Source organism: Rhizobium sp. MHM7A (genome assembly GCF_005862215.1).
GTDB lineage: Bacteria > Pseudomonadota > Alphaproteobacteria > Rhizobiales > Rhizobiaceae > Rhizobium > Rhizobium bangladeshense.
The window spans coordinates 116,615-140,913 of the sequence record NZ_VCHT01000014.1 but is presented as its reverse complement, the minus strand read 5'-3'; the positions used below and the strand labels follow the sequence as shown (position 1 = coordinate 140,913).

At 62.3% G+C, this 24,299-nt stretch carries 15 protein-coding genes; 6 read left to right on the top strand and 9 right to left on the bottom strand.

Annotated features, from left to right (window positions below):
* Positions 1–163 precede the first annotated feature (163 nt).
* Positions 164–448: a hypothetical protein gene (locus tag FFR93_RS32150; RefSeq protein ID WP_138396187.1), complete on the top strand. Its 285-nt coding sequence runs from the start codon at positions 164–166 to the stop codon at positions 446–448.
* Between the two features lie 23 nt (positions 449–471).
* Here the strand turns inward: FFR93_RS32150 and cueR are convergent, their stop codons facing one another.
* The 6 genes from cueR to FFR93_RS32120 form a co-directional block, all read right to left on the bottom strand.
* A complete protein-coding gene (gene cueR, locus FFR93_RS32145) occupies positions 472–861 on the bottom strand; it encodes a Cu(I)-responsive transcriptional regulator (protein ID WP_064707370.1) in 390 nt (129 codons plus the stop codon).
* Positions 862–870: 9 nt separating this feature from the next.
* On the bottom strand, positions 871–3,402 hold the full coding sequence (locus FFR93_RS32140) for a heavy metal translocating P-type ATPase (protein WP_138396186.1): 2,532 nt from the start codon (positions 3,400–3,402) through the stop codon (positions 871–873).
* A gap of 125 nt (positions 3,403–3,527) precedes the next feature.
* The gene (treY, locus tag FFR93_RS32135) at positions 3,528–6,137 is read right to left on the bottom strand and encodes a malto-oligosyltrehalose synthase (RefSeq protein ID WP_138396185.1); all 2,610 of its coding nucleotides are present in this window, start codon (positions 6,135–6,137) and stop codon (positions 3,528–3,530) included.
* A gap of 60 nt (positions 6,138–6,197) precedes the next feature.
* Entirely contained in the window at positions 6,198–8,279 is a 2,082-nt protein-coding gene (gene pbpC, locus FFR93_RS32130) for a penicillin-binding protein 1C (RefSeq protein WP_138396184.1), read from the bottom strand.
* Positions 8,279–13,747, bottom strand: a complete 5,469-nt coding sequence (locus tag FFR93_RS32125) for an alpha-2-macroglobulin family protein (RefSeq protein ID WP_138396183.1) — start codon at positions 13,745–13,747, stop codon at positions 8,279–8,281. Before FFR93_RS32125 ends, pbpC begins: the two co-directional genes overlap by 1 nt.
* Before the next feature lie 378 nt (positions 13,748–14,125).
* Complete coding sequence (locus FFR93_RS32120) at positions 14,126–14,665, bottom strand: L,D-transpeptidase family protein (protein ID WP_064707365.1); 540 nt, start codon at positions 14,663–14,665, stop codon at positions 14,126–14,128.
* 281 nt (positions 14,666–14,946) lie between these two features.
* Between FFR93_RS32120 and FFR93_RS32115 the strand changes: the two genes are divergently transcribed.
* Entirely contained in the window at positions 14,947–15,387 is a 441-nt protein-coding gene (locus FFR93_RS32115; protein WP_064707364.1) for a response regulator, read from the top strand.
* A 12-nt stretch (positions 15,388–15,399) separates the two neighbouring features.
* On the opposite strand, the gene FFR93_RS32110 is transcribed toward FFR93_RS32115, so the two are convergent.
* Positions 15,400–16,104, bottom strand: a complete 705-nt coding sequence (locus FFR93_RS32110; RefSeq protein ID WP_138396182.1) for a TetR/AcrR family transcriptional regulator — start codon at positions 16,102–16,104, stop codon at positions 15,400–15,402.
* 253 nt (positions 16,105–16,357) lie between these two features.
* Here FFR93_RS32110 and FFR93_RS32105 point away from each other — a divergent pair, with 253 nt between their 5' ends.
* Both FFR93_RS32105 and FFR93_RS32100 read left to right on the top strand, forming a co-directional pair.
* Positions 16,358–17,557, top strand: a complete 1,200-nt coding sequence (locus FFR93_RS32105) for a multidrug effflux MFS transporter (RefSeq protein WP_138396181.1) — start codon at positions 16,358–16,360, stop codon at positions 17,555–17,557.
* Between the two features lie 137 nt (positions 17,558–17,694).
* Positions 17,695–18,987, top strand: coding sequence for an MFS transporter (locus FFR93_RS32100; RefSeq protein ID WP_138396180.1), 1,293 nt, complete (start codon positions 17,695–17,697; stop codon positions 18,985–18,987).
* Between the two features lie 36 nt (positions 18,988–19,023).
* Here FFR93_RS32100 and FFR93_RS32095 read toward each other — a convergent pair whose 3' ends face one another.
* On the bottom strand, positions 19,024–20,061 hold the full coding sequence (locus FFR93_RS32095) for a LacI family DNA-binding transcriptional regulator (protein ID WP_138396179.1): 1,038 nt from the start codon (positions 20,059–20,061) through the stop codon (positions 19,024–19,026).
* 81 nt (positions 20,062–20,142) lie between these two features.
* Positions 20,143–21,183 carry a LacI family DNA-binding transcriptional regulator gene (locus tag FFR93_RS32090; protein WP_138396178.1) on the bottom strand — a complete coding sequence of 347 codons (1,041 nt, stop codon included), beginning with the start codon at positions 21,181–21,183 and terminating at the stop codon, positions 20,143–20,145.
* A gap of 475 nt (positions 21,184–21,658) precedes the next feature.
* Here FFR93_RS32090 and FFR93_RS32085 point away from each other — a divergent pair, with 475 nt between their 5' ends.
* Positions 21,659–23,845, top strand: a complete 2,187-nt coding sequence (locus FFR93_RS32085) for a PAS domain S-box protein (RefSeq protein WP_138396177.1) — start codon at positions 21,659–21,661, stop codon at positions 23,843–23,845.
* Positions 23,842–24,204: a response regulator gene (locus FFR93_RS32080; RefSeq protein WP_064707357.1), complete on the top strand. Its 363-nt coding sequence runs from the start codon at positions 23,842–23,844 to the stop codon at positions 24,202–24,204. The genes FFR93_RS32085 and FFR93_RS32080 overlap by 4 nt, the downstream gene beginning before the upstream one ends.
* Positions 24,205–24,299 lie beyond the last annotated feature (95 nt).

Here is a 24,299-nt window from a genome sequence, read left to right as displayed (position 1 = left end):
GGATTTTATTCCCCGTGACAGAAAAAAAACATGCCGGCCGGACATCGCCGCCGAAGAACCGGGGAATACCATCGCCAACCGCAGGTGCGCCTTAAATCGGCGATTGTTTATGACAATTGCATGACAGATCATCGCGCCGCTGATTTGGAGGGGAATATAAAAGATGAAGGAAAAGAAGCGGGTCTACGAAGCACTCGTAGACGGCGCCATGGAAGGGCTGACGGGTGAGTCACTTTTTGAGTTCGTCAAGGCCCGATGCCCGAATGCCACCAGTAAGAAGATTGTCAGGGCTTCGCTTCTCGCTCTGACTGATCCTCATCTCAAGGATCGCAATATTCTCGACGTGATTTATGCGCTTGCGATCAAGCATCGCCTCGATGAAGGCGTGCTTGATGACGGCGACGAGGACGAGCCCGCCGAGCTGGCTCCATTCCAGACGGTCAGCTAGCCTTTCCGGCTTTTCTAAAATGGTCAGCGATAGTCCGAAAGCTCTTCGAGAATTGGACAGTCCGGGCGATCGTTGCCGTGGCAGGCATGCACGAGATGCTCGAGGGTGCGCCGAAGTTCCGTCAGCTCGCGAATCTTGCGGTCGATCTCCCCGAGCTTCGTCTCAGCAATGTCCCTGACGTCAGCGCTCGCCCGGGCTTTGTCCTCGTAAAGCGCCAGCAATTGCCGGCATTCCTCGACGGAAAAGCCGAGGCCGCGCGAACGCTGCAGGAAGCGCAGCTTGTGAACATCGGCCGCAGCATAGTCGCGATAGCCGTTTCCGCCCCTTTCGGGGCGGATCAGGCCGATATCCTCGTAGTAGCGGATGGTCTTCGAAGGCAGGCCGGAGCGCTCAGATGCTTCGCCGATATTCATTGCCGTCTCCTATAATTTTGCAAAGCGCAGTCTCAGCGCATTGGCGATCACCGATACCGATGAGAGGCTCATCGCCGCCGCGGCGATCATCGGTGAGAGCAGCAAGCCGAAAACGGGATAGAGGACCCCGGCGGCGACCGGAACGCCGAGCGCGTTATAACCAAAGGCGAAGCCGAGATTCTGGCGGATATTACGCATCGTAGCCTCAGCCAGCCGCCGCGCCCTGACGATCCCGTTGAGATCGCCTTTGACCAATGTAATGCCTGCGCTTTCCATCGCAACATCGGCGCCGGTGCCCATGGCGATGCCGACATCGGCGGTAGCAAGTGCCGGGGCGTCGTTGATGCCGTCCCCTGCCATGGCGATGACCGCGCCTTTGGCGCGTAGTTCCTCGATCAGCGCCTTCTTGCCTTCCGGCAGCACATCCGCGCGAACCTCATCGATCCCGAGGCTTTTCGCCACGGCCCGCGCCGTCCGCTCGTTGTCGCCGGTCGCCATGATGATCTTCAGTCCGCTTTCGTGCAGCGCTTTGATTGCAGCTGATGTCGTCGGCTTGATCCGGTCGGCGACGGCGACCAGACCGGCAAGCTTGCCGTCGAGCGTCACGAACATCACCGTCTTGCAATCGCCGTGCAGGGCATCGGTCTTCTCCGACAGCGCCGACGGATCGACGCCGAGATCGGCGAGCATTGCTGCATTGCCGAGTGCCACCCTCGTACCGCCGGCAATACCCTGGACACCTTTGCCCGTCTTGGCCTCGAAGCCGGTCACCTCCACGGAGGCGGCACCGCGCTCTTCGGCGCCCGATACGATCGCTTCGGCAAGCGGATGCTCGGAGCCGCGCTCGAGGCTCGCCGCCAGCGACAGCAGCCGGTTCTCCTCGACGTTGCCGACGGCGACGATGTCGGTGAGCACAGGCTTGCCTTCGGTCAGCGTGCCGGTCTTGTCGACGATCAGCGTGTCGACCTTGGAAAAGCGCTCCAGCGCTTCGGCGTCCTTGATCAGCACGCCTTCGCCAGCGCCGCGTCCGGTCGCGATCATGATCGACATCGGCGTCGCAAGGCCGAGCGCACAGGGGCAGGCAATGATCAAAACGGCGACGGCGGCAAGCAGCGCATTTGCCAGGCTCGGCTCCGGTCCGATGGCTGCCCAGACGACGAAGGCCAGGATGGCTACGGCGACGACAGCAGGCACGAAGAAGGCCGAAACCCGGTCGACCGCGCCCTGAATCGGCGCTCGTGAGCGCTGCGCCTTGGCGACCATGTCGACGATGCGCGACAGCACCGTGTCTGCGCCGACCTTCTCGGCCGACATGACGAGAGAGCCGTTCTTGTTGATCGTGCCGCCGGTCAGCCCGTCACCCGTCGTTTTCTCGACCGGCAGGGGTTCGCCCGTTATCATCGATTCGTCGACGGTCGACTGGCCTTCGAGGACAGAACCATCCACCGGCACGCGCTCGCCGGGGCGCACGCGCAGCCGATCGCCGGTCTGGATCTCCTCCACCGGCACGTCGGTCTCACTGCCATCGGCATCGATGCGCCGCGCTGTTTTCGGCGCGAGGTCGAGCAAAGCGCGGATCGCCGAGCCGGTACGCTCGCGCGCCTTCAATTCCAGCACCTGTCCGACGAAGACCAAGGCAACGATGACGGCCGCCGCTTCGAAATAGACGGGCACGGAGGCGCCGTGGCCGCGAAAGCTCATCGGGAAAATTCCGGGCGCGAGCGTGGCGACGACGCTGTAGACATAGGCCGTGCCGACGCCGAGGCCGATCAGCGTCCACATGTTGGGGCTGCGATTGACGAGAGAGGCCCATGCGCGGCGGAAGAACGGCAGGGCAGCCCACAGTACAACCGGCGTTGCCAGCAGCAGTTCGATATAGGCCGCCCATGGTTCGCCGATCGCTTCACGGAGAGGAAGGCCGAGCATCGGCCCCATGCCGAGCGCCAGCAGCGGCAAGGCAAGGACGGCGCTAACCCAAAGCCGTCTGACGAAATCGACAAGTTCCGGATTTGGTCCTTCATCGGCCGGAGGAATGCCCATCGGCTCCAGCGCCATGCCGCATTTCGGGCAGTCGCCAGGCCGGTCGCTGACGACTTCCGGGTGCATCGGGCAGGTATAGAGCGTACCCTGCGGGGCAGGCTTTGGCGCCGGACGGGCGCCGTCGCGATAGGCCGACGGGTCGGCCTCGAATTTGGTTTGGCAGGCGGTCGAGCAGAAGTAGAATTTCTCGCCCTCGAATTTCAGGAAGTATTTTGCCGTCGAACGATCAACGACCATGCCGCAGACCGGATCCTTCGCCGTCAGATAATCCTGCGGCTGGGCCGCGAACTTCGTGCGGCAGCTCTCGGAGCAGAAATGATAGATACGGCCCATGTGTTCGACCGAAGGTTTGCCGGCTTGCGGATCGACCGTCATGCCGCAGACGGGATCACGGATCATCGCTTCGGCGGCCTTCTCATGATCATGGCCGCAATGGCAATGACCGTCGCCGTGGCTGTGGCTGTGATGATGATGGTGGTCGTGTTCGTGCCTGGTATCCATGACTGTCTCCTATGCCCGAAGGGCAGTTGGAGAGCTTATCCACCTTCCAGTAACTGGAAGGTCAAGCGCTAATTTTGATGACATCGATTTTATCGAAAACTGGCGCACCAGATCGCGTCCGATCCTCAGATCGGGCTGATCAGGCCGAGCGGCTGGCTCCCGAGCAGCGCGGCCACCGAAATGCTGCCTCCGGGCTCGATGGTTTTTCCAGTCACGAGATCCGCCTTCAACCCGTGAAGAGGGGAGGGCACCGCGATCGCCGTGTCCTCCCAGAACTCCGGACCGGCAAAAAGGACGCCGGGATCAAGCCAGCCGAACATCAGCCGCGGGGCGACGGTGATTGCGAATTCGCTGTTATGCACCCGCGCAAAGGCCAGCACATGATCACGGCGGCTGCCCGTCGTCTTCAACGGCAAATAGTCGCCCCTGGCAAAGAGAACCGGGTGCCGCTGGCGCAGCTGCAGGCCGATTGCGATAATGCGCTGCTTCAATGCCGCCGCCTGGACCTTGGCGATCGGTCCGGCTTCATCAAGCCAAGCCGTCAGCTGTGCATGATCGACCGGCCGGCGATTGTCGGGATCGACAAGACTGAAATCGAAAACCTCCGCGCCCTGGTAAATGTCGGGTATGCCCGGCGCCGTCAGCTTGAGCAGTGTCTGCGAAAGGCTGTTCACGTAACCTGCCGCGATGAAGGGCTGCAGCACCCGTTCGAAATCTTCCAGAAAAGCGTCATTATCCGGCGACACAAGCGCCGCCGCATAGGCCGTGACCGCCTCCTCGTAGGCGTCGTCCTGTTGGGTCCAGGCGCTGCGCAGTTTCGCCTCGCGCACCGACTTCAGCGCGTAATCGGTAAATCGTGCGCGAAGGTCCTCCGTCTGTGCTCTGTCGAACTCCTCCGGCCAGACGCCGGCGAGCGCCTGATACAGCATCCATTCGGTATTTGGCTCGGGCGCCGCACCACTCGGCAGATGCTTCAGCCACGGCCGGTTCATCTCGCGCCAACGCTCCACCGCCTGGGCAAAAACATCCGCACCCTCGCTCAAGACGTAGAGCCTCGCGCGCGCATCCTCGCCGCGCTTGGTGTCGTGAGTGGAGCTTGCGGAAAGCCCATGCGGCTGCAGCCGCGCCCGCTCGGCCATGCGACGATGGAATCCGTCGGGTCCCTCGGGCGCCTTTCCGGGTTCGCCGCCGACCTCGTTTGCGGCAAGCAGCCTGTTATAGCGGTAGAACAGCGTATCCTCTGTCGCCTTCGCCATGACAGGCCCGCTCAGCTGCTGGAATCGAATGCGGAATTCATGGGCCGCCGGACCTTCGATCTTGCCTTCGAGAAGCTTCAGCACGTGATCGAGCGCGCGCCGGTCGTCGAGCTGCGCCATGACCTGCGACGCGGTCGAGGCAAGGACGGCCGAATCCTGCCAGCTAAGCGGGCCGCCGTCGCCATAGGTGCGGTAGACGGGGAAAGCGATCAGCAGCTCGCGCACGGCGGTGGCGATCTCTTCTCGGCTTATCTCGGGAAAGATGCCCGCTGCCATCGCGACCAGCTTGCCGGTCTCACCGGCGAAATTGCACTCGACCATCTGTTGCTTGGCAAGCCGCCGGCCCTCCTCGAGATCGCCCGCCTCGCCGGCGAGGCCGCGATAGGCATCGTCCAATATCCGCAGGCCGCCGGGGTCGATGAAAACTTCGCCGAGGGCGGCGATGAATTCATATCCGGTGGTGCCGGCAACCGGCCAGCTCTCAGGCAGGACCTCGCCCGCCCCGAGGATCTTTTCGACGACGATATAGGTGTCGGCCCCCACTTCTGCCTTCAGTCTGTCGAGATAGGCCTTGGGTTCGGCGAGCCCGTCGACATGGTCGATGCGCAGGCCCTGCACCTTGCCATCACGCACGAGTTCAAGCACCAGCCTGTGCAGGTCCGCGAACACCGCGGGATCCTCGACCCGGGTCCCCACCAGTCCGGTCACCTCGAAAAAGCGGCGGTAACTCAGGTGCCGCGCCGCTTCCTTCCAATGGATCAGTCGCCAATGCTGGTCGTCATGCAGGCTCCTGAGGAATTCGCGATCGGACGAGATGTCCTCGAGCTTTTGCCGGAGGGCCGCGCGATCGCCCCCTTCGAAGAGGATGTCGCGCAACGCGCGGGCGAAGTCTTCGCCTGATCTCACGGCCGCAGCCTCCGCCATTCGCGTTGCGACCGGATCGTCGAGCCGGTCTGCGATCGCGCCGTAGCTGCTGGGTTTGACAGGCAACGACGTTTGAAAATAAGCCATGGCGAAGGTGCCGTGCGTCTCGTCGAGCACGAGGCGCAGTTCGCCGGCTGCCAGCGCCTCTTCGAAATCCCGGCCGAGCTGCGGCAGGGTCAGCGGCTCGTTCCAGTCGATGTCAAAATGGCGCGCATAGGCGCTCTGCCGGCCGAAGGCCAGTACGTCCCGCCACCAGGCGTTGTCAGGTGAAGCGGCCATATGGTTCGGAACGATGTCGAGAACCAAGCCCATGCCCGCCGAGGCGAGGCTTTCCGTCAGCCGGTCGAACCCCGCGCGGCCACCAAGCGCCGGATCGATCTCATTGGCGTCAGTGACGTCATAGCCGTGAGTCGAGCCGCTGACGGCGGTGAAAATCGGTGAGGCATAGAGGTGGCTGATGCCGAGCGTCTTGAGATAGGGAACGAGGTCGCAGGCACGATCGAAAGTCATGCCGTTGCGGAACTGTATCCGGTAGGTCGCTGTCGGAAGAGTCATGAGGCCGTCTGACGTTGGAGGGAGACCTTTTCCAACGGTTGTGTCCGGTCTTTGGTTCCTTCAGTCGATGAAAACACCCACACTTGCGGCGCGTCCGGCTGAATCGATGACGGTCAGTTTCGAATAGCCGCCGCCATCCGGCAGCCATTGCTGGGTGCGCCGGCGGGAGAGATCGGGCAAAGGCTTACCGTTGGCGAGCCAGCGGAAGGGCGCGCGGCCGCCTTGCAGCTTCAGCATCAGCGGCGACAGGTCGCCCCCTTTTGCGCCGAGATCGATATGGGCTCCCTCGGGCGGATAGACGATTTGGGGCGCGGGCTCGCGGCCGGAGGCGACGAGCAGGCCGCTGGCATTGAGCGCAAAACGCCGCTGGCTGATCGGCAGCTCCGACTGGGCGATGCGCACGGCTCCCGCCGGTGGGCGGGGCAGGGGCGTCGTGGCGATGCCGGATTTGCCGAAAGCCTCGAACAGCATCGGTGCTGCGGTGCCATAGCCGGTCAAGCCCGGAACCGCGCTGTTGTCAGGCCGACCGACCCAGACGCCGAGCACATAACGTCCGTCATAGCCAACCGACCAGGCGTCGCGATAGCCGTAGCTCGTGCCGGTCTTATAGGCGATGCCGCGCTGCGGTGCGCCTGCGGGGGGAATGACGCCGGAGAGAATATCGGCGACGTTCCATACCGCGACCGGCTCCAGCAGCGGTTCGCCGTCGAGCTTGCCCGGTGTGCCGGTGACGCCGTCGCCGAGCCGTGCCGGCTGGCCGCGATTGGCGAGCGCCGTATAAAGCTGCACCAGATCCTTCAGCGTGATGCCGACGCCGCCGAGACCGATTGCCAGTCCCGGTGTCTCGTTCGGCGGCAGGGCTGGGCGTACTTCGGCGCGGCGGAAGCGCACCAGCAGCCGCGACGGCCCGACCGCGTCGAGCAGCTTGACGGCCGGCACGTTCAAGGAGAGCTGCAGGGCCTCGCGCACGGTGACATCGCCCTGATAGCTCATGTCGAAATTGCGCGGGCGGTAGCCGAAGAAATCGGCGGGCCGGTCTTCGATGATCGTCTCCTGGGAAATGAGGCCCTGCTCGAAGGCGAGCCCGTAGATGAAGGGCTTCAGCGTCGACCCCGGCGAGCGGTTGACGCGCGTCATGTCGATCCAGCCTGAGCGGCTGGCGTCGAAATAATCGGCCGATCCGACTTCGCCGACGATGGCACCGGTCTGCGCATCCGCCATCACCATGGCAAGGGAAAGCTTCGGCCCGAGTTTCGCCGTCGATGCGCGCGCAACGGACTCCAGCCCCTGCTGCACCTGCTTCTTCAACGTCGTCTGATGCTTGAGAGCGGCCGGCTCCCGGCGGCGTGCGGCTTCGGCGAGATGGGCGGCAAGGGCAGGCAGCTGCATGCGCCGCGGCGGAACGGCGACTGCTTCGGCCCGTTCCGCCTCACCGTCGCCGACGGCTTCGGCCACTGCGACACGGTCGAGCACGCGCTTGCGCGCCTCCTGCGCCGCCTTGAGATTGCGGTCCGGCCGACGCCGTTCCGGCAATTGCGGCAGGGCGACCAGCAGCGCCGCCTCGGCCACCGTCAGGCGGCGCGGCTCCTTGCCGAAATAGGCAAGGCTTGCGGCGCGCACGCCCTCGAGGTTGCCGCCATAGGGCGCATGTGTGAGATAGAGGTCGAGGATCTCTTCCTTCGACAGCCGTCGTTCGATCTGCACGGCGCGTGCAAGCTGCAGAAGTTTTGCTGAAAACGAGCGTTCCGCGCGCGGCTCGATCAGACGCGCCACCTGCATCGAAAGCGTCGAGGCGCCGGAGACGATGCGGCCGTTGCGGACGAACTGCAGGCTGGCACGCCCCAGCGCCCAGACATCGATGCCGCGGTGCTCGTAGAAACGCTGGTCCTCATAGGCGACGAGCATGCGCAGGAATTGCGGATCGACATCGGTGACCACAGTTTTGAGCCGCCAACGGCCTTCCGGCGTCGCGAAGGCGCGCAACAGCTGGCCATCGGCATCCAGCACCTCCGGGGAAACCACATCCGTCTTGTCGAGCGGCGGCGGAAAAGCCCGGTCGGCTGCATCGAGCGCGAAGAGAGCCGCGCCGGCGAGAAGGATGCCGGCGGCGGACCCAACCGCGAACTTGTGCCACAGCCTCATTATTGCGCTGCTACAACCTCCATCTTACCGGTCGCCGTGCGGGCCGAGAGCTCCGGCCTGTACATGTCCTCGACACTTGCTGCCGGATGGTCGTAGGTGCCGGGGGTGACGGCCCGCACGACATAGGCGACGTTGAATTCACGACTGTCGCCCGACGCGCGGTTGAAGGCGGCAACAAAACGGTCATAGCGGAATTCCGTATGGGCGGTGGAGATTTCGCCGATCCAGTCGAAATTCGTCATTTGGGCGCTGTCGACGAGGTTTGGATTGTCGATTTCGAAGCCGGCCGGCAGAAGATCGGTGATGACGATGCGGGACGGCCAGTCATTGGTCTCGCGCACGTGGATGACCACCACGTAGCGCTCGTTCTGCTTCGCCTCGCTGACATTGGCCTCCTCGCCGCCGAGCGTGTAATAGCTGCGCTCAATAGTGAAGCCGTCACCGCCGGCCGGCAGCGGCACGGTGGGGGCGGCAACGGTGGTGACGACAGCCGAGACCGCCTCCTTCGTCTGGTTGGTCAGGGTCAGAGGATGACCGGCGAGCGCGTCGCCGGTCATGCGTGCCATGTAGGCGCCGCTATGGGCGGCGCCATTGACATCGACCTTCAGGCCGTCATCGCCGCCCTGGATGGCGCGCGCGGCAAGCAGCATCCAGGTCTCTTCCTGGGTGCTCTTGTATTTGCTGCGGCCCCATTCCTTGGCGACGGCCTTGGCGAGATCGGGGATGACAGGCGGCACCGGGCGGCTTTCGGCGGCGAGCGCCAGGATCGCCGCACCGTCGCGCAGGATCGTGCCGTAATCGGTGCGCGAGAGGTTCACGCGCGACACCATCGATTGCTGCGACATCTGCAGTGCGTCGATGAAAATGTTCTTCGAACGCTGGGCGTCGCCATAGAGCGCCAGTGCGGCGGCAATATGCGCCTTGGCAAGCGGCGTCGGGAAGTCGTTGATCATCGTATCGGCATAGTACCGCAGGTCGCTGATCGCGGCCTTCTTATTGCGCGCCAGAACATAGATGGCATAGGCGATCTGGTCGCCCTGGCCCTTGATGTCGGTGGTGTAAGACAGGGTGTTCTGCAGGTTTTCGAGCGCCTGCGCGAAGGCCTTTTCCGGCACGTCATACTTCATTTCGCGGGCCCGCGTGAGGAAATCGGTGACGTAGCTATCGAGCCAAACATCGCCCGAATCCGGTCCCCACAGGCCGAAACTGCCGGCCGAGGCCTGGTAGGAGAGCACGCGATAGATTGCATCCTGCACGCGCTTTTGCACGTCGTCGTCGTTTTCGATGCCGGCCTGCTTCGCCACTTCGGCGAGATAAAGCAGTGGCAGCGCCCGGCTGGTGGTCTGCTCGGCGCAGCCTAAGGGATAGCGGTCGAGCGTCATCAGCAGCGCCGGGATGTCGAAGGCCGCCGAACGCGTGACATTGACGCTGATTGCGGCGCCGGGCAGTACGCTATCGGCCAACAGATTCTTGTCCACCGTCAGCTTGGCTCCCGGCTTCAGCGCCAGCACCCTGCGCTGGGTGATCGGCAAGGAGGAGGGGCGCACGGGCACATCGACGGTCTGGTCGAGCGAAAGGCCGGAGGCGTCGGAAAGGTCGATCGAGACGCTGCCGGCGCCCGGCTGTTTGCCGATCAGCGAAAGCGTCAGTTCGGACTTCGCGCCGGCCTCGAGACGGATCGTCTGCGTGGCGGACGCTTCATCGATGCCGACCGCGTCATTGCCAGTCAGCTGCAGCTTGTAATCGCCGGCCGGCGCATCGGTATTGGCGATGTCGAGGCGCAGATTGGCCTTGTCGCCGGGTGCGAGGAATTTCGGCAGGCTCGCGGTCACCACCACGGGATCGCGGATGATGACGTCCTTGACGCCATGCCCGACACCGGTCTTCGACCAGGCGACCGCCATGATGCGTGCGGTGCCGTTGAACTGCGGAATATCGAAGGAGACTTTCGCCTTGCCCTCGGCGTCGAGCTTTATCGGGCCGGAGAAGAAGGCGACGAGCTTCTGCGTCGGCGGGCTTGCCTGCAGCGCAATCGCGCCGCCGTCGCCGCCGGTTCGGAGTTTTCCGGTCGCACCCAGAGAGCCGTCGATCAGCCGGCCATAGAGGTCGCGGATCTCGAGACCGAGCTGGCGCTGGCCGAAATACCAGTCTTCCGGATTCGGCGGTTCATAGCGCGTCAGATTGAGTATGCCGACATCGACGGCGGCAACGGTCACATAGGCATCCTCGTTGGCACCTGCGCCCGTCACCTGCAGGCCGATATCAAGCGGTCCGCGCGGCAGCATCTTTTCCGGCGTATCAAGCTTTACCTCAAGCGCGCGCTGTTCGGGATCGACTTTCAGCCATTTGATGCCGATCGAGCGCATCGGCATATGGCTGTCCTGCGCGTCGCCGGCGCGGAAGAGCGTTGCCGTGACATAGGCGCCGGCACCCCAGTCCGCCGTGACCGGGATGTCGACCTCGCCGCCGGTCTCGCCCATCGTGGCGTTCTGCACGGCGACGAGCTTTTCGGTTCCGGCCGTCACCATCAGTTCGCCGCCGTAGCGCGAGGTGACTTTCAGCTTGGCGGTTTCGCCGATCTTGTAGCTGTCCTTGTCGAGCGCGATTTCCAGGCCGTCCGGCGTTTCGGTCGAAGTCGAGGCCACGAACCAACCAGCATCGAATTCGACACTCGAGGTCGGGCCATCGGCCTCAGGGCTTTCCACTTCCAGGCGGTAGCGGCCCCAGGTCACCGGCACGGAAATCTTGCCGCCATCCGTCGTCGCGTCGACGCTGCCGTTGGAAATCTGCTCGGCGGTATAGACCGGCTCGTACTTCCAGGCGGTCCCCTCGCGATACCATTGGTATTCGCGGTTGAGGCTGTAGAATTTCCAGCGCAGGCCCTTGGCCTCCTGCTTCTGTCCGTCGGCATCGACGCCGATCACCGTGAAGTTGGCGATGGCGTTCTCGGGCAGCTCGTCGGAAAATTCCGGCTTGATGCCGATCGAAGCGCGCTCATTCTTCACCGGAAGGACAAGCGAGCGTTCGATGGCGCGCCCGCCCGCTTCCTGCATGCGGATATAAACGGTGGCGTTGAGCAGCTGCGTCGTTGCCGGCAGATCGCTGACAGTCAGGTCAGTCGAAGCTTGCCCGTTCTCGTCAAGCGCCGGCAGCCCGTCGATCGGCAGGCGCGAATCCTCGTTCGCCTCCTCGTCGGCGAGGCCGAAGAGGAAGCCCTTATAGGCGGCGCTCTCACGCGTCGGCTTGACGACTACGTCGCCCTCGAGCGTCAAGCCGGCGGCCGGGGCGCCGTAGAGATATCTGCCGGAGATGGTAATCGTTGCCGGCGTGTCCGGACCGATTTCCTTGGCCTTGGTCTTGATCTCCATGTCGGTGCGATCGGGCACGAAGTCGTCGACGAGGAAACTCTTGCTGGCGATCGCGCTGCCCTTCGGGTCGGTATAGATGTTCATCGTCCAGGTGCCGCGCATGGCGTTTTCCTGGGTGGCGAAATCGACGGAGTAACCGCCGAGATTGCTGGTCTGGCTGACGATCCGGCGGTCTTCGACGCCGTCCGGACGGCTGAAGATGAAGGTCAGCGGCAGGTTCTCGATGGCGTTGCCGTCGGTGTCGCGGGCAAGCGCCTGGGCGTGGACAGTTTCCCCTGCGCGATAGATGCCGCGTTCGGTGAAGGTCAGCACGTCGATTGCGCCGGGCGCCGCACGACCGGTGACGCCGCGGTCGGAAAGATCAAAGCCGGCGCGTGTCATGTCGAGGAAGACGTAGTCGGACGTACCGTTCCTGGCGGCGATGACGGCGGGCGTCAGCGCCGCCGTTCCGCGGATCAGGCCGGCGCTGAAGGTGGCGCGGCCGTTTTCATCTGTCGTCGCCGTTCCGAGCACCTCATTGTTCTTGGCGAGCAGCTGCAATTCGACGCCTGATATCGGCTTTGCCGAGGCGAGCGAACGAGTGAAGACGTTGAGCCCGTCGGTGCCTGCATAGGTGCTGATGCCGATATCCGAGACCAGGAACCATTGCGTCGCCTGCGAATCCCACTCCTGCGCCGGTGCATTAGGTGCCGTCGCGGTCATCACGTAGATGCCAGGCTTGCGTTCGGGCAGCGCCTCATCGACCGGGAAGCTCGTGATGATGTCCTTGTTGAGCTCGTTGGCGATCTCGATCGAGCCCTGCCAAACCAGCTCGCCGCTCTGATCCTGAATGTTTTGAGCGCTGTAGCCATCGAGCTGGCTCAGGAACTGGGAGTTCGTCAGCAGGGACGCGATACCGCGATCGCCGATGCGGTAGAGTTTAAGGCTGGCGGACGCCAGGTTCACCGAGACGACCGGGATGCCGCGGCGCGCCGTTGAGGGCAGTACGAAGCTGTCGCCGGTGAAACGCACCATCTGCGTGCGATCCTTGATATAGACGTCGATGCTGACGGGCTCCTCGAGCGCTTCGTCGACTGATGACGGCAAGCCGGGGCGGAAGGTGATCTTGTAGGTCTGGCCGTGCGTCAGGCCCTCGACGCAGATCTGCTTATTCTTGGTTTCGACCGCCTTCGGCGCTTCGCCGTTCAGCGTTACGAAAGGCGTGTAGTCGGTGGTCTTGACGAGCGCCTCGGAGAAGGTGGCACAGGCTCTCGGCGTGGCGCTGTCGGCATCGACCGTGTGTTCGGTGATGCGAAAGCCCTGCGTCGCTCTGAGCTGCACGTAGGCGGTCTGCACATCGTCGGAGGCAGCCAGCGCCAGGCTCGCCTTGTAGGCGTCGAGCGCCGGGCGGTAATTGGCGTTTCGTTCGAGAGCGGTGGCGAGGACGGCAAGCGCCTCGGCGCGTTTGGCCTTGGTGCGCGTCAGTTCGTAGCCGTTCAGCGCGTCGAGCACGGCCTGGCCGGTGACGCTGCTTTCCGTGCTGCCGAAGGAAATCGCGGCACGGGCGGTTTCGAGCCAGAGATCGGCATCTTCAGGCGTGATCGAGAGCGCGCCGTGAAAGGAGATCAGCGCGTCGGTCAGATTATTGGCGGTCATGTCGAGACGGGCGTTGGCCGTCAGGCTGTCGGCGCCCTGGCCCTGCTGACCGTCGGTCAAGGCAAGATTGTCCTTGAAATCGCGAGCCTGCTGAACGAGGTCGTTACTCAGGAATGTCAGGCGCGGCGCGACACCGATGTCAGGCTCCACCTGGGCTGATGTCTCGACGATCTTGCCGGCGATGGCGCCGGGGAAGGCGTTCATCGTCTTGAAATCTGATTTCAGGAAGCACCATTTCACCTTGGGATTGTAGGTGAAGGCCTTGCAGCTCTTGTCGCCGATGCAGGAGGTCTTGCACTGATCGAGCGAGACGTTCTGCTCGGTGCGGAGATCGAAGCCGAAGAAATCGGCGTCCTTGATCGTCTGGATGTCGCGCTTAGTCTCCGCAGCGGCGGCTGGAAAGCCGATGGCGATCGCGGAAAACAATGTGATGGTGGCGAAAGCAAAGAACGAGCGCACGGACATAGGTTCCCCCCGGAATGCTGGCTCTGATCGGCGGCACTCTCCTCACTCCTCACGAGATTGTCAACTCAACTTGCGCGCTGTTTCATCTTCAAACACACGCTTTCATTTGGTTGTCACATCGGCCTGAGCGGCCGCCTTGTGATCTGCCTCGGCGGCCTTGTCTTCCCGCCCTCGGAACCTTGCCTTTCTCCTTGCTGCCGCTGATGTCCCGCTCGGGACGGGGATGGCAGGCGCCGCCGGGGAGGCCCTCGTCATTCGGCGGCGGCGATTGACGAAACCACTATTTTCGCCGGTGGCTTCCCGCTGATTGCCGCAGCCGGGCGGTTTTCGTCAGGCAGGGCAAGGCTGACTTAAGCCTGTCGATTTGCGCGGCTGATCCTAAGGCATGATGTCGATGGGCGTGTGATCGGGAACGCGTGCCCAGATATCACTCATTTCTGCATTGGTGACGGCGATACAGCCATCCGTCCAATCCCACAGTCTATGGATCCCTCCTAGCAGGCCCCAGCCATTGGGCAGTCCGTGGATCATGATGCTGCCGCCTGGCGAAAAGCCATTCGCCTCCGCCTCGCGCCGCTCTTTCGCATTCGGATAGGAGATGTGCAGGCTCAGATGGGCCACGGATTTGGGATTGCGCCAGTCTATTTCATAACGCCCTTCCGGTGTTTTCTCGTCGCCTTCGCGTTGCTTGGGACCCGCATCGGCGGCACTTCCGAGCGAAATTTGATAGGTCGAGATCGGAGCGTCCCCTTTGAAGAGGACCATGCGGCGTTCGGATTTATAAACGCGAATGAGATCGGCCCTTTGCTCCGGCGGTGCATCCGGGGACGGCGAGCCTGAGCCGATCCTGGCCATCACTTTGGTATAAGCGAACAGGCTGACGGCTACGATGGCCAGGACGATAAGCTTGGTTCTCAATGTTATCCTCAACCACCAAAACCGATGGGATAATCATATCGTATCATCGGGCGTCCGTGTCCAGAAGTGCTCGCTCGAGTTTGAAAGATGATCGGGCCGATTTCGCCTTGTCGGTTCTCCGTTAAGAATTTATCAACGTTAACAATATGTTAAATGGCGAAAATCGCGTTCCACCGCGGAACATATCGTCAAGTTCCCCGTTACGACAATGAGTTTCGGCAGGGACAGGCTGCCGAAGCGGCTCCTTCTTTCGAAGTATTTGCGTAGCAAGGGGACGTATCATGGCCACCAATGTCGTGCGGCGCTGCCAACGAGATGATCTCATGAAGCAGAGAGTGCTGATCGTCGAAGATGAGTTCCTCATCGCGCTTGATCTCGGCGCGACGGTGGAGGGCATCGGCATGCAGGTCGCCGGCCTTGCGAATGATCGCGAACAGGCGCTGCGGCTGGCGCCGTCCGCCGATATCGCCTTCGTTGACGTCAATCTCGCCGACGGCCCGACCGGGCCTGAGCTCGGCAGGCGGCTGGCAGAAGAGCATGGCATTGCCGTCGTCTTCATGACGGGCAATCCCGAGACTGTCGCCGACGGCGTCAAGGGCGCGGTCGGCGTGGTCCAGAAGCCGGTCATGCCTTCGGTTGTCGAACAGCTGGTCAAGTATCTTGCCGCCCGCCGCGTCGGCATGTTCGCGGTCGTGCCTGCGCAGATGACGGTCTTTACTTGATACCAGGGGTGATCAGTCGGATATGGCCGCGAGCTGCGGCTGTGCGCCGGCCTTTTCGGCCTTCGGGCCGCCATAGGCTTTGAGAAAAGTACGCACGGCGTTGCGCGCCGCCTTTTCCAGCTCTTCATTGGAGGGTGTGCCGCCAAACAGCGTCATCATCTGCAGGTCGGCATTGGCGAGCGCCACGAACTGCCGGGCGGCGATGTCGAAATCATCGATGGCAAGAGCTTGTTTGTGGGCAAGGCGCGCGAGAAGCGCGGAAAGCGCAGTGGTCAGCTTGCTCGGCCCCTGCTGACGCCAGTTTTCGAAGAGGTGCGGATATCGCTCGCCCTCCGTTTGCACCAGCTTGCGCAGGAATTTTCCATCATGATTGCAGATGCAGTTTTTGTTGAGGCGCACGGCAAAGGCCGTCAAATCGTCCTCCAGATCATCGGCGCTGTCAGGAAAGGTCGACAGCACGGAAAAGAGCATGGCGTTGGCGCGATTCATCACGTCCTCGACGACCGCGACAAACAGCGTCTCCTTTTCACGATAATGGTTGTAGATCGTCTGACGGGAGACACAGGCGACGGCGGCAATCTCGTCGATGCTGGCGGCTGCAAAACCCTGGCGGCAGAAGACGTCGGCGGCGGCGTCGAGGATCGACATACGCTTGGCGCATTGTCCACGCTGCGAATGCCCAGTCGTCCGGACTGCCGGTGTCATGCTGTCTTTCATGGAGCGAAGATAAGACGTCTTGACGGTTTAGACAATGGCGTCTAGCTTTACAGGTGTGTCCAAATTTATTGACACTCTTGGTTCCACGCTGGAGATATGAGCTCCCAACTTCGTCTTCGCGCGAACGATCATCATTCAACCGGCGCATCGGCGCGGAAATCGAACCGGTTTTCGGAAAGCACGATGCGTGATTCTAAAGAGTGCGGAGCGACGATCAGGCGCCTCCGCTGCGCTATTACGAAAGATCACCATTATGACGGCTTCCTTCTTTCGCATTGCCCTCATCCTCGGCCTGTTGTCGGCCATCGGCCCCTTTGCCATCGACATGTATCTGCCTGCGCTGCCCTCTATCGGCCAGGACCTGCATGCGGATAACAACGTTACCCAGCTGACCCTGCTCGCCTTCTTCATCTCCTTTGCGCTCGCCCAACTCGTATACGGGCCGCTGTCGGACATGTGGGGCCGCAAGCTGCCGCTCTATTTCGGCATCGGCCTTTTCGCGCTCGCCTCGATCGGCTGCGCGCTCGCGACCGATATCGAAACGCTGATCGCCTTCCGTTTCGTCCAGGGTATCGGCGGCGCTGCCGGCATGGTCATTCCGCGCGCCATCGTCCGGGACATGCACACCGGCGTCCAAGCCGCACGGCTGATGTCGCTGCTGATGCTGGTCTTCTCGATCTCGCCGATCCTGGCACCCCTGACGGGCAGCGCCGTCATCGAGTTTTACGGCTGGCGCGGTGTGTTCTGGGCTGTGACAATTGCTGCCGCAATTGGCCTGGGGTTGCTCGCCACACAGCTCGATGAAACACGGCCTGCTAGTGAGCGCGGCGGCAGTGGCCTCCGCAGCGCCATGAAGGCCTATCGTCTGTTGCTCGCAGACCGTAATTTCCTGACGCTGACCTTCATCGGCGGTCTCGGCATTTCGAGCTTCCTTGTCTATCTCGCCAACTCGCCCTTCGTGCTCATCCAGCATTACGGGCTGACGCCGACCGAATATAGCTTCGCCTTCTCGATCAATGCCGTGTCCTTCTTCGCGGTATCGCAGGCGACGGGCTGGCTCGGGGAGCGTTTCGGCCTGGTGCGCGTCATGCGGATTGCCGTCAGCGCATTCGCGCTGGCCATGATCGTCGTGGCGGTGGTGATGGCTGCAGGCTTCAATCAGCTGCCGGTCATGGCGACTTTCCTCTTCATCGGTTACGGTTTCCTCGGGCTCGTCATTCCGACGAGCGCGGTGCTTGCCCTTGAGGATCACGGCGCAATCGCCGGCACCGCCTCGTCGCTGATGGGTACGCTGCATTTCGTGATCGCCGCCGTCGCCATGGTCATATCGAGCCTGTTCTTCGACGGCACGGCCGTTCCGATGGCCGCCGGCATCGCACTTTGCGCCTTCTCGGCTTTCGTGCTGACCCAGGCAACGATCGGCCGCCGCGCCGCCGTCGCCGCGGCCGAATGACCGGAGACAGGCCGCACCCGGTCGCCGGGTGCGACGTCTCATCCCAGCGCGAGCTGCGACAATATGCAACGCCTAATTGATTATCGGAGAGCCGCTCTATTTAGGCTGCATAAACGGTCGCAATCTGGAGAATATGCATGGTCGATGAGAAGCGGTTGATCACGAAAATCACCTGGAAGCTGATGCCGTTTCTCGGCATTCTCTATCTGATCGCCTATATCGACCGGCAGAACGTCAGCTTCGCCAAGCTGCAGATGGTTGATGCTCTCGGGTTGAGCGAATATGCCTATGGTCTTGGCGCTTCGCTCTTCTTCATCGGTTATTTTCTCTTCGAAGTGCCGAGCAATCTCTTCCTCGACAGGCTCGGCGCGCGTGTCTGGTTCGCACGCATCCTGGTCTCCTGGGGGCTTGTCACCGTGGCGCTCGCCTTCACGCAGAACGCGACGATGTTCTATATCCTGCGTTTCCTGCTCGGCGTCTGCGAAGCCGGCTTCTTCCCTGGCGTGCTCTACCTGCTGACGCTCTGGTTCCCTTCGGCCTATCGCGGTCGGATGGTCGGGCTGTTCATGATTTTCAGCGCGATCGCCAATGCCGTCGGTGCACCGCTTGGCGGCGTGCTGCTTGATCTCGACGGCCTCTACGGCTTTGCCGGCTGGGAATGGGTATTCCTGGCGACCGGTGTGCCGGCCGTCATCGCCGGGATCGTCACCTTTTACTATCTTCCCGGCCGGCCGGAGAGCGCAGGTTTCCTCAGCCGTGAGGAGAAGGACTGGCTCCAACGCCGGCTCACTGCGGAAAACGCCGGCATGGGCGAGAATGCCGAGAATGGTTTCAAGGCGCTCGTCGATCCGCGCGTCCTTCTAATGGCGCTCTGCTATATCGCCTTTCCGCTGTCGGCCTATGGGCTCAGCTATTGGCTGCCGACCATCGTCCAGGCCTTCGGCGTAAGCAACACCGTGAACGGTCTCCTCAACGTCATTCCCTGGCTGCTTGTCGCCGTCTCGCTCTATGCAGTGCCCGCCATGGCCGACAAGGCGCAATCGAAGACGCCCTATATCGTCACTCCGGCCTTCATTGGCGCGGCTTGCCTGCTGCTGTCAGCTCTGATCCCGAACCATACGGTGCAATTCGTCTTCCTCTGCGTCGCTGCCGCCGGCATCTTCGCCCCCCAGCCGGTGTTCTGGAGCCTGCCTTCGCGTTTCCTGAAAGGCGCGGGTGCGGCGGCCGGCCTTGCCGCAATCAACTCGGTCGGCAACCTCGGCGGCTTCATCGCCCAAAACGTCGTGCCTTGGATCAAGGATGAGAGCGGAAGCACCATCGCACCGATGTTCTTCCTGGCCGCCTGCCTTGCTGCCGGCGCCGTGTTGGTCTTCTTCGTCGCGCATCAGCTGTCGAGCCGGGAGCATCAGGCGGCCTCAGGCCGCGCCTGATGCCGGCCCGGCTGAACCTTGCCTATGTGACGGGGTTCAGCCGGTCAGCGTGAAGGCGTCGCTTTCGCCTGGAACGAGCTCCATCGGCCAGATCCTGTTGCGGGCGCCCTGCGGATAATGATCGGCATAGGCCGGCATGGTGGCGAGCAAGGTTTCCCCCAGCTGGGCGCCGAGATCGCGCAGTGACATGCGAAAGGAAGTCAGCGACGGCTGCAGGAAATGCGTGCGCGGCTCCTCACGGAAGCCGACGACGGCGAGATCGCGCCCCGGCACGATGCCAGCTTCGGCAAGCCGCCGGTACAGCCCGATCGCCATCAGCTCGTGGATGAGGATGATCGCGGTCGGGCGTTCTTCGATCATCAGCAGCTCGTGACCGGCCTGATAACCCCCCTGTTCGCTCGACTTGACGCGGATGACGAGGGCCGGGTCGAAGGGAATATCGTGGCGTTTCAGCGCCTGGCGGTAGCTGTCGATGAAGATGTAGCCGAGATTGATGTCGGAGGAGGGGGCCGCCACCGCAATCCGCCGGTGACCCTTAGCCACGAGCCGGTCGACGCCGCGCGCCGCCACGCCCTCGAAATCGAGGTCCATCCAGGTATAGCTGCCGCCTGACGCACTGCGGCCGAGCGCCACGAAGGGGATGCGGGCCTTTTCCAGAAGCTCGATGCGCCGATCGGTGCGCCGCGTCGCCGAGATGATCATCGCATCGACCAGCCGCCGCGCCACCATGCGCTTCAGATATTCATGCGGGTCCTCGTCATCGGGGCAGGGCAGCATGACCAGATCGAGCTTGTGGCGGGAAAAGACGCTCTGCAGCCCGTCGGTGACGCCGAGGAAGAAGTCGTCGCTGTTTTCGACCGTCTCGCGGCTGACCTCCAGCATCAGGCCGATGACGTTGGTCATCCCCTGGCGGAGACTGCGGCCCGACTGGTTGGCGACATAACCGAGCTCTTCGGCGGCGGCGAGCACGCGCCGGCGCGTGTCTTCATTGACATCCGGCTTCCCGTTCAGCGCTCGGGACACGGTCCCGATCGAAATGTCGAGATGCTCGGCGAGCTGACGAATTCCCTTCATCTCCGACGATTTTCCTCCCGACCGGATCGTATTTGCCCTTTCTTGCCACAGGATGCCGCCCGCGAAAAGTCGGGGGACGGGTTATGGCCTGAAGCTCTGGCGGATGACGAGTTCCGGAATGACGCGTTCGTAAGCCGGCGGCGCGTTCGGGTTTTCAAGCCGCCGCTCCATTAGCGCGACGGCGCGTTGCGCCATGGTCAAAGGATCCTGGCGGAAGGTGGTCAGCTGATAGCTCAGCCAGGAGGATTCCGGCACATCATCGAAACCGATGACGGCGACATCTTCCGCAATGCGCAGCCGTGCTTCCTGGCGCGCGACATCCATCAGTCCGAAGGCGATCAGGTCGTTGGCGCAGAAGACAGCGTCGGTCTTTATTTTTTCTGATAAGAGCGCGCGGCCGGCAACGACGCCGCTCTCATAATCGGAATCGTCGCCGCGTACGACGACAACGGATGCGCCGAGCGACTCGGCCGCGGAAAGGAAGGCGGTTTCGCGCTCGACGATCGCAGGCGTCCCCGAGTTGGAGCCGATGACCGCCAGCCGACGCCGGCCGCTTTCGTAAAAGGCTGTCGCCGCCCTGCGCGAGGCTTCGGAGTTGCCGGCGCGCACATGGTCGACGTCTGGCTCCGAACGGCCGATGACGACGAGCGGCTGGCCGTTCCGCTGCGCGAGCTCGAGGAAACTCGCCGGCGGCGAGCCGGACAGGATGATGATCGCCTCGGCGCGATGGCCTATCAGCATCTTCTGGGCGGCGAGCAGTTCGTCTTCCGTCTGGCCGGTGTTGATGAGGATCGGAATGCTTCCGCGCCGGATCAGGGCTTTGGCAAGGGCGGCGGCCAGATGTGCGCGGAAACCCACCTCCGGCCGCGTGGCGACGATGCCGACCAGGCGACTCTGATTGGCAAGCACGCCCCGCGCCAGGTCGTTGACGTGGTAGCCGAGTTCGTCTGCGGCCCGCAGCACTTTTTCGCGGGTTGCAGGCGCAACGCTCGCGCCTGGCGTAAAGCTGCGCGAGACGGCCGAACGCGAAACGCCCGCCAGCTGTGCCACCTGCTCGGCGCTGACGAAACGCATGCGTTCTTTTTTTGGCGTCTTGCCGCCGTTCGCCGGACCATCATTCATCAACTGTCAGGTATTGATTGTCTCTGACAGCCAGATGACAGACGGCCGCGGCAGCCCGAATTTTGCGGCGTGGCCAACGTCAATAGCATCCTTATGAGATCTAGCATCTGATCTTCATCGGGCAAATCCGCGACCGGCATCTCAATCGAACCGCGCCGAGGCGCTGGACATCGCCAAGGCTCAGTTGGAAGAGCTTCCGGCGAAGCTGCGGGGAGGCTTAAGGCGCTTGGACCGACGCTGAAAGACTTTGTGCAGCTGCAACGAGTTGCGCTGGTGAGCCAGGGGTCGACTGCATCAACTTTGAGGACCTCTGGAAACTTCGCTATCAGATGAAACCAATCCCAAAGTTGCACGTTTAGACGTGTTGCTGTTGGTTCGATGGATTAGCGGATGAGGTGGACGAGATCGTGCTACCTCGCGTGACACCACAATTGCCTCGATTGCGACGACAAGATCATAAGCGCAAAGGTCGCCGATGTCGAATATCGAGGAATTCCCCGTCCCCGCCCGCAAGATGAGCGAATACGACGCGCTTGTTGCTGCGGCGCCGAGCGTGCTGGACGCAATCCCTGGTGCCGTCTATCTATGCGATCACGACGGTTGGCTTGTCCGCTATAACAAAGAAGCCGCCAACCTCTGGGGAAGAACGCCTCCGCTCGAAGACAGGCGCGAACGCTTCTGCGGTTCACATGCTCTTTTCCTGCAGGACGGAACTCCCCTGGATCACGAAGTCTGCCCGATGGCGACGGCTGTTTTCACCGGCAGGGAAGTCCGCAACGCTGAGGTCGTCATCGAAAGGCCGGATGGCTCGCGTCTTGTTGCACTGGTGAACGTGCGTGCGCTGAAAGACGACGAGGGCCGTATTCAAGGTGCGATAAACTGCTTCCAGGACATCTCAGCGCACAAGGCCATGGAGCAGGAGGTGCATCGCAAAAACACAGATCTTGAGGATTTCTTCGAGAACAGCGCAATAGGTCTTCACATCGTTGGTGGGGATGGCATCATCCAGCGCGCCAACAAGGCAGAGCTTGCTCTTCTCGGTTACACCGCCGAAGAGTATGTCGGACGGCATATCGCCGAATTTCACGCGGATGCGCCGGTGATCGGGGATATCCTCCACAAATTGTCATGCGGCGAGAAGCTCGACCGTTATCCTGCTCGTTTGTGCGCCAAAGACGGTTCGATCAAACATGTGCTGATCACCTCCAACAGCCGGTTCGAGGATGGAGAGTTCCTCAATACGCGTTGTTTCACGACCGATGTGACCGATCTCCACGAAGCCGAGAGCGCCCGCAGGGACAGTGAGGAACGTCTTGCCGCGACCTACGAGGCTGCGACTATCGGAATTGCGGAAGCGGACTCCGCAGGGCGCCTGCTTCGCGTCAACGACGCTCTGTGCCAGATGCTGGGGCGTTCTCGGGACGAGCTTCTCAGCATGAGCTTCTTCGACTACACCTATGGTGACGACCGAGAGGAGGACGCCACACTCTATGCGCGTCAGATCGTCGGAGAACTCGATAATTATGTGCTGCGCAAACGCGCAACAAAACCGGATGGAAGCATCGTCTACCTCGATATCCATAGCTCGTCCGTGCGGGATAAGGTCGGCGGCTTCCGTTACGGCGTGCGCATAATCCAGGACGTCACTGCCGCAAAGCAGATGGAAGATCAGATACGCGCAAGCGAGCAACACATGCGCGATTTGCTCGAAGCACTACCGGCCGCAATCTATACGACGGATCAGGCGGGACGGATTACTTTCTATAACAAGGCGGCGATACAGATGTCAGGGCGAACGCCACAGGCCGGCGACATGTGGTGTGTCACCTGGCGTCTCTTCAATCCCGATGGCACGCCACTGCCGCACGACCAGTGTCCGATGGCCATAGCGTTGAGGGAAGATCGTCCGGTTCGCGGAGTGGAGGCCATTGCGGAGCGGCCGGACGGCAGCCGTGTTCCCTTCATACCCTATCCCACGCCGCTTCATGACGGCGATGGACATCTCGTCGGAGCGATAAACATGCTCGTCGACATCACCGAGCGCAAAAGGGCCGAAAGCAGGCAGAAGACTCTCATTGACGAGCTCAATCATCGCGTCAAAAATATGCTGGCGACCGTGCAATCATTGTCCGGACAGACCGCAAGATACGCCGACGATCTCGATGATTTCCTGCGGCGCTTCGAAGACCGACTGTTGGCTCTTTCCCGCGCCCACGATCTTCTGACCAAGCGGCACTGGGAGGACGCTCCCCTGGATTCGCTCGCCCGGGAGGTGCTGATGCCGCTCGCCGGCGAAGCAGCCGGGCGCATCAAGGTCCATGGGCCTCCTGCTGCTCTAAATTCGAGGACAGCACTCAGCCTGACAATGGCTCTCAATGAGCTCGCCACGAATGCAATCAAATACGGAGCACTATCCTCGGAGGCGGGCTGGCTATCCCTGACTTGGCGTCTGCGAGGTGAGGCCGGAGCTCAGCCACGGATTATCCTCGAATGGCATGAGCATGACGGGCCTCCGGTCCGGCCACCGACCCGGCGCGGTTTCGGCACCCGGCTGATGGAACGCTGCATCGAGCGCGACCTGGGAGGTGAGTTTGACCTCGCCTTTGAGCAGGCCGGCGTAGCCTGTCGCATCTCGATTCCAGTCGGACTGGTGGACGCATGAGAAACATTTCCGGCCTGAAGGTCCTCGTTGTCGAGGACGAGGGCCTGGTGGCCCTGATGATCGAGGACATGCTCGAGGATCTCGGTTTCGAGGTCGTCGCTTCCGTATCGCGGCTTGCGGACGCGCGAATCGTCGCGACCAAAGCGGAAGTCGATCTGGCGGTGCTGGACGTCAACCTCGCTGGCGAGCCCAGCTTTTCGATCGCGGAAATCCTCCGCAAACGTCAAATTCCATTCATATTCAGCACCGGATATGGCCTGAGTGGATTGCCTGCTGAATTTGCTCACCAGCCGTTGGTCGGCAAGCCCTTTTCGAAGAACGAGCTACAGCAGACGATCGCAGTCGCATTGAATTTCTGATGAAATGGGACAGGCAACTGAAGACTTGCGCTTCGATCCGAGGCGGCTCGTCTTTATCGATGAAACTCGGGGGTGTCGCCGATCTTATGACCGTG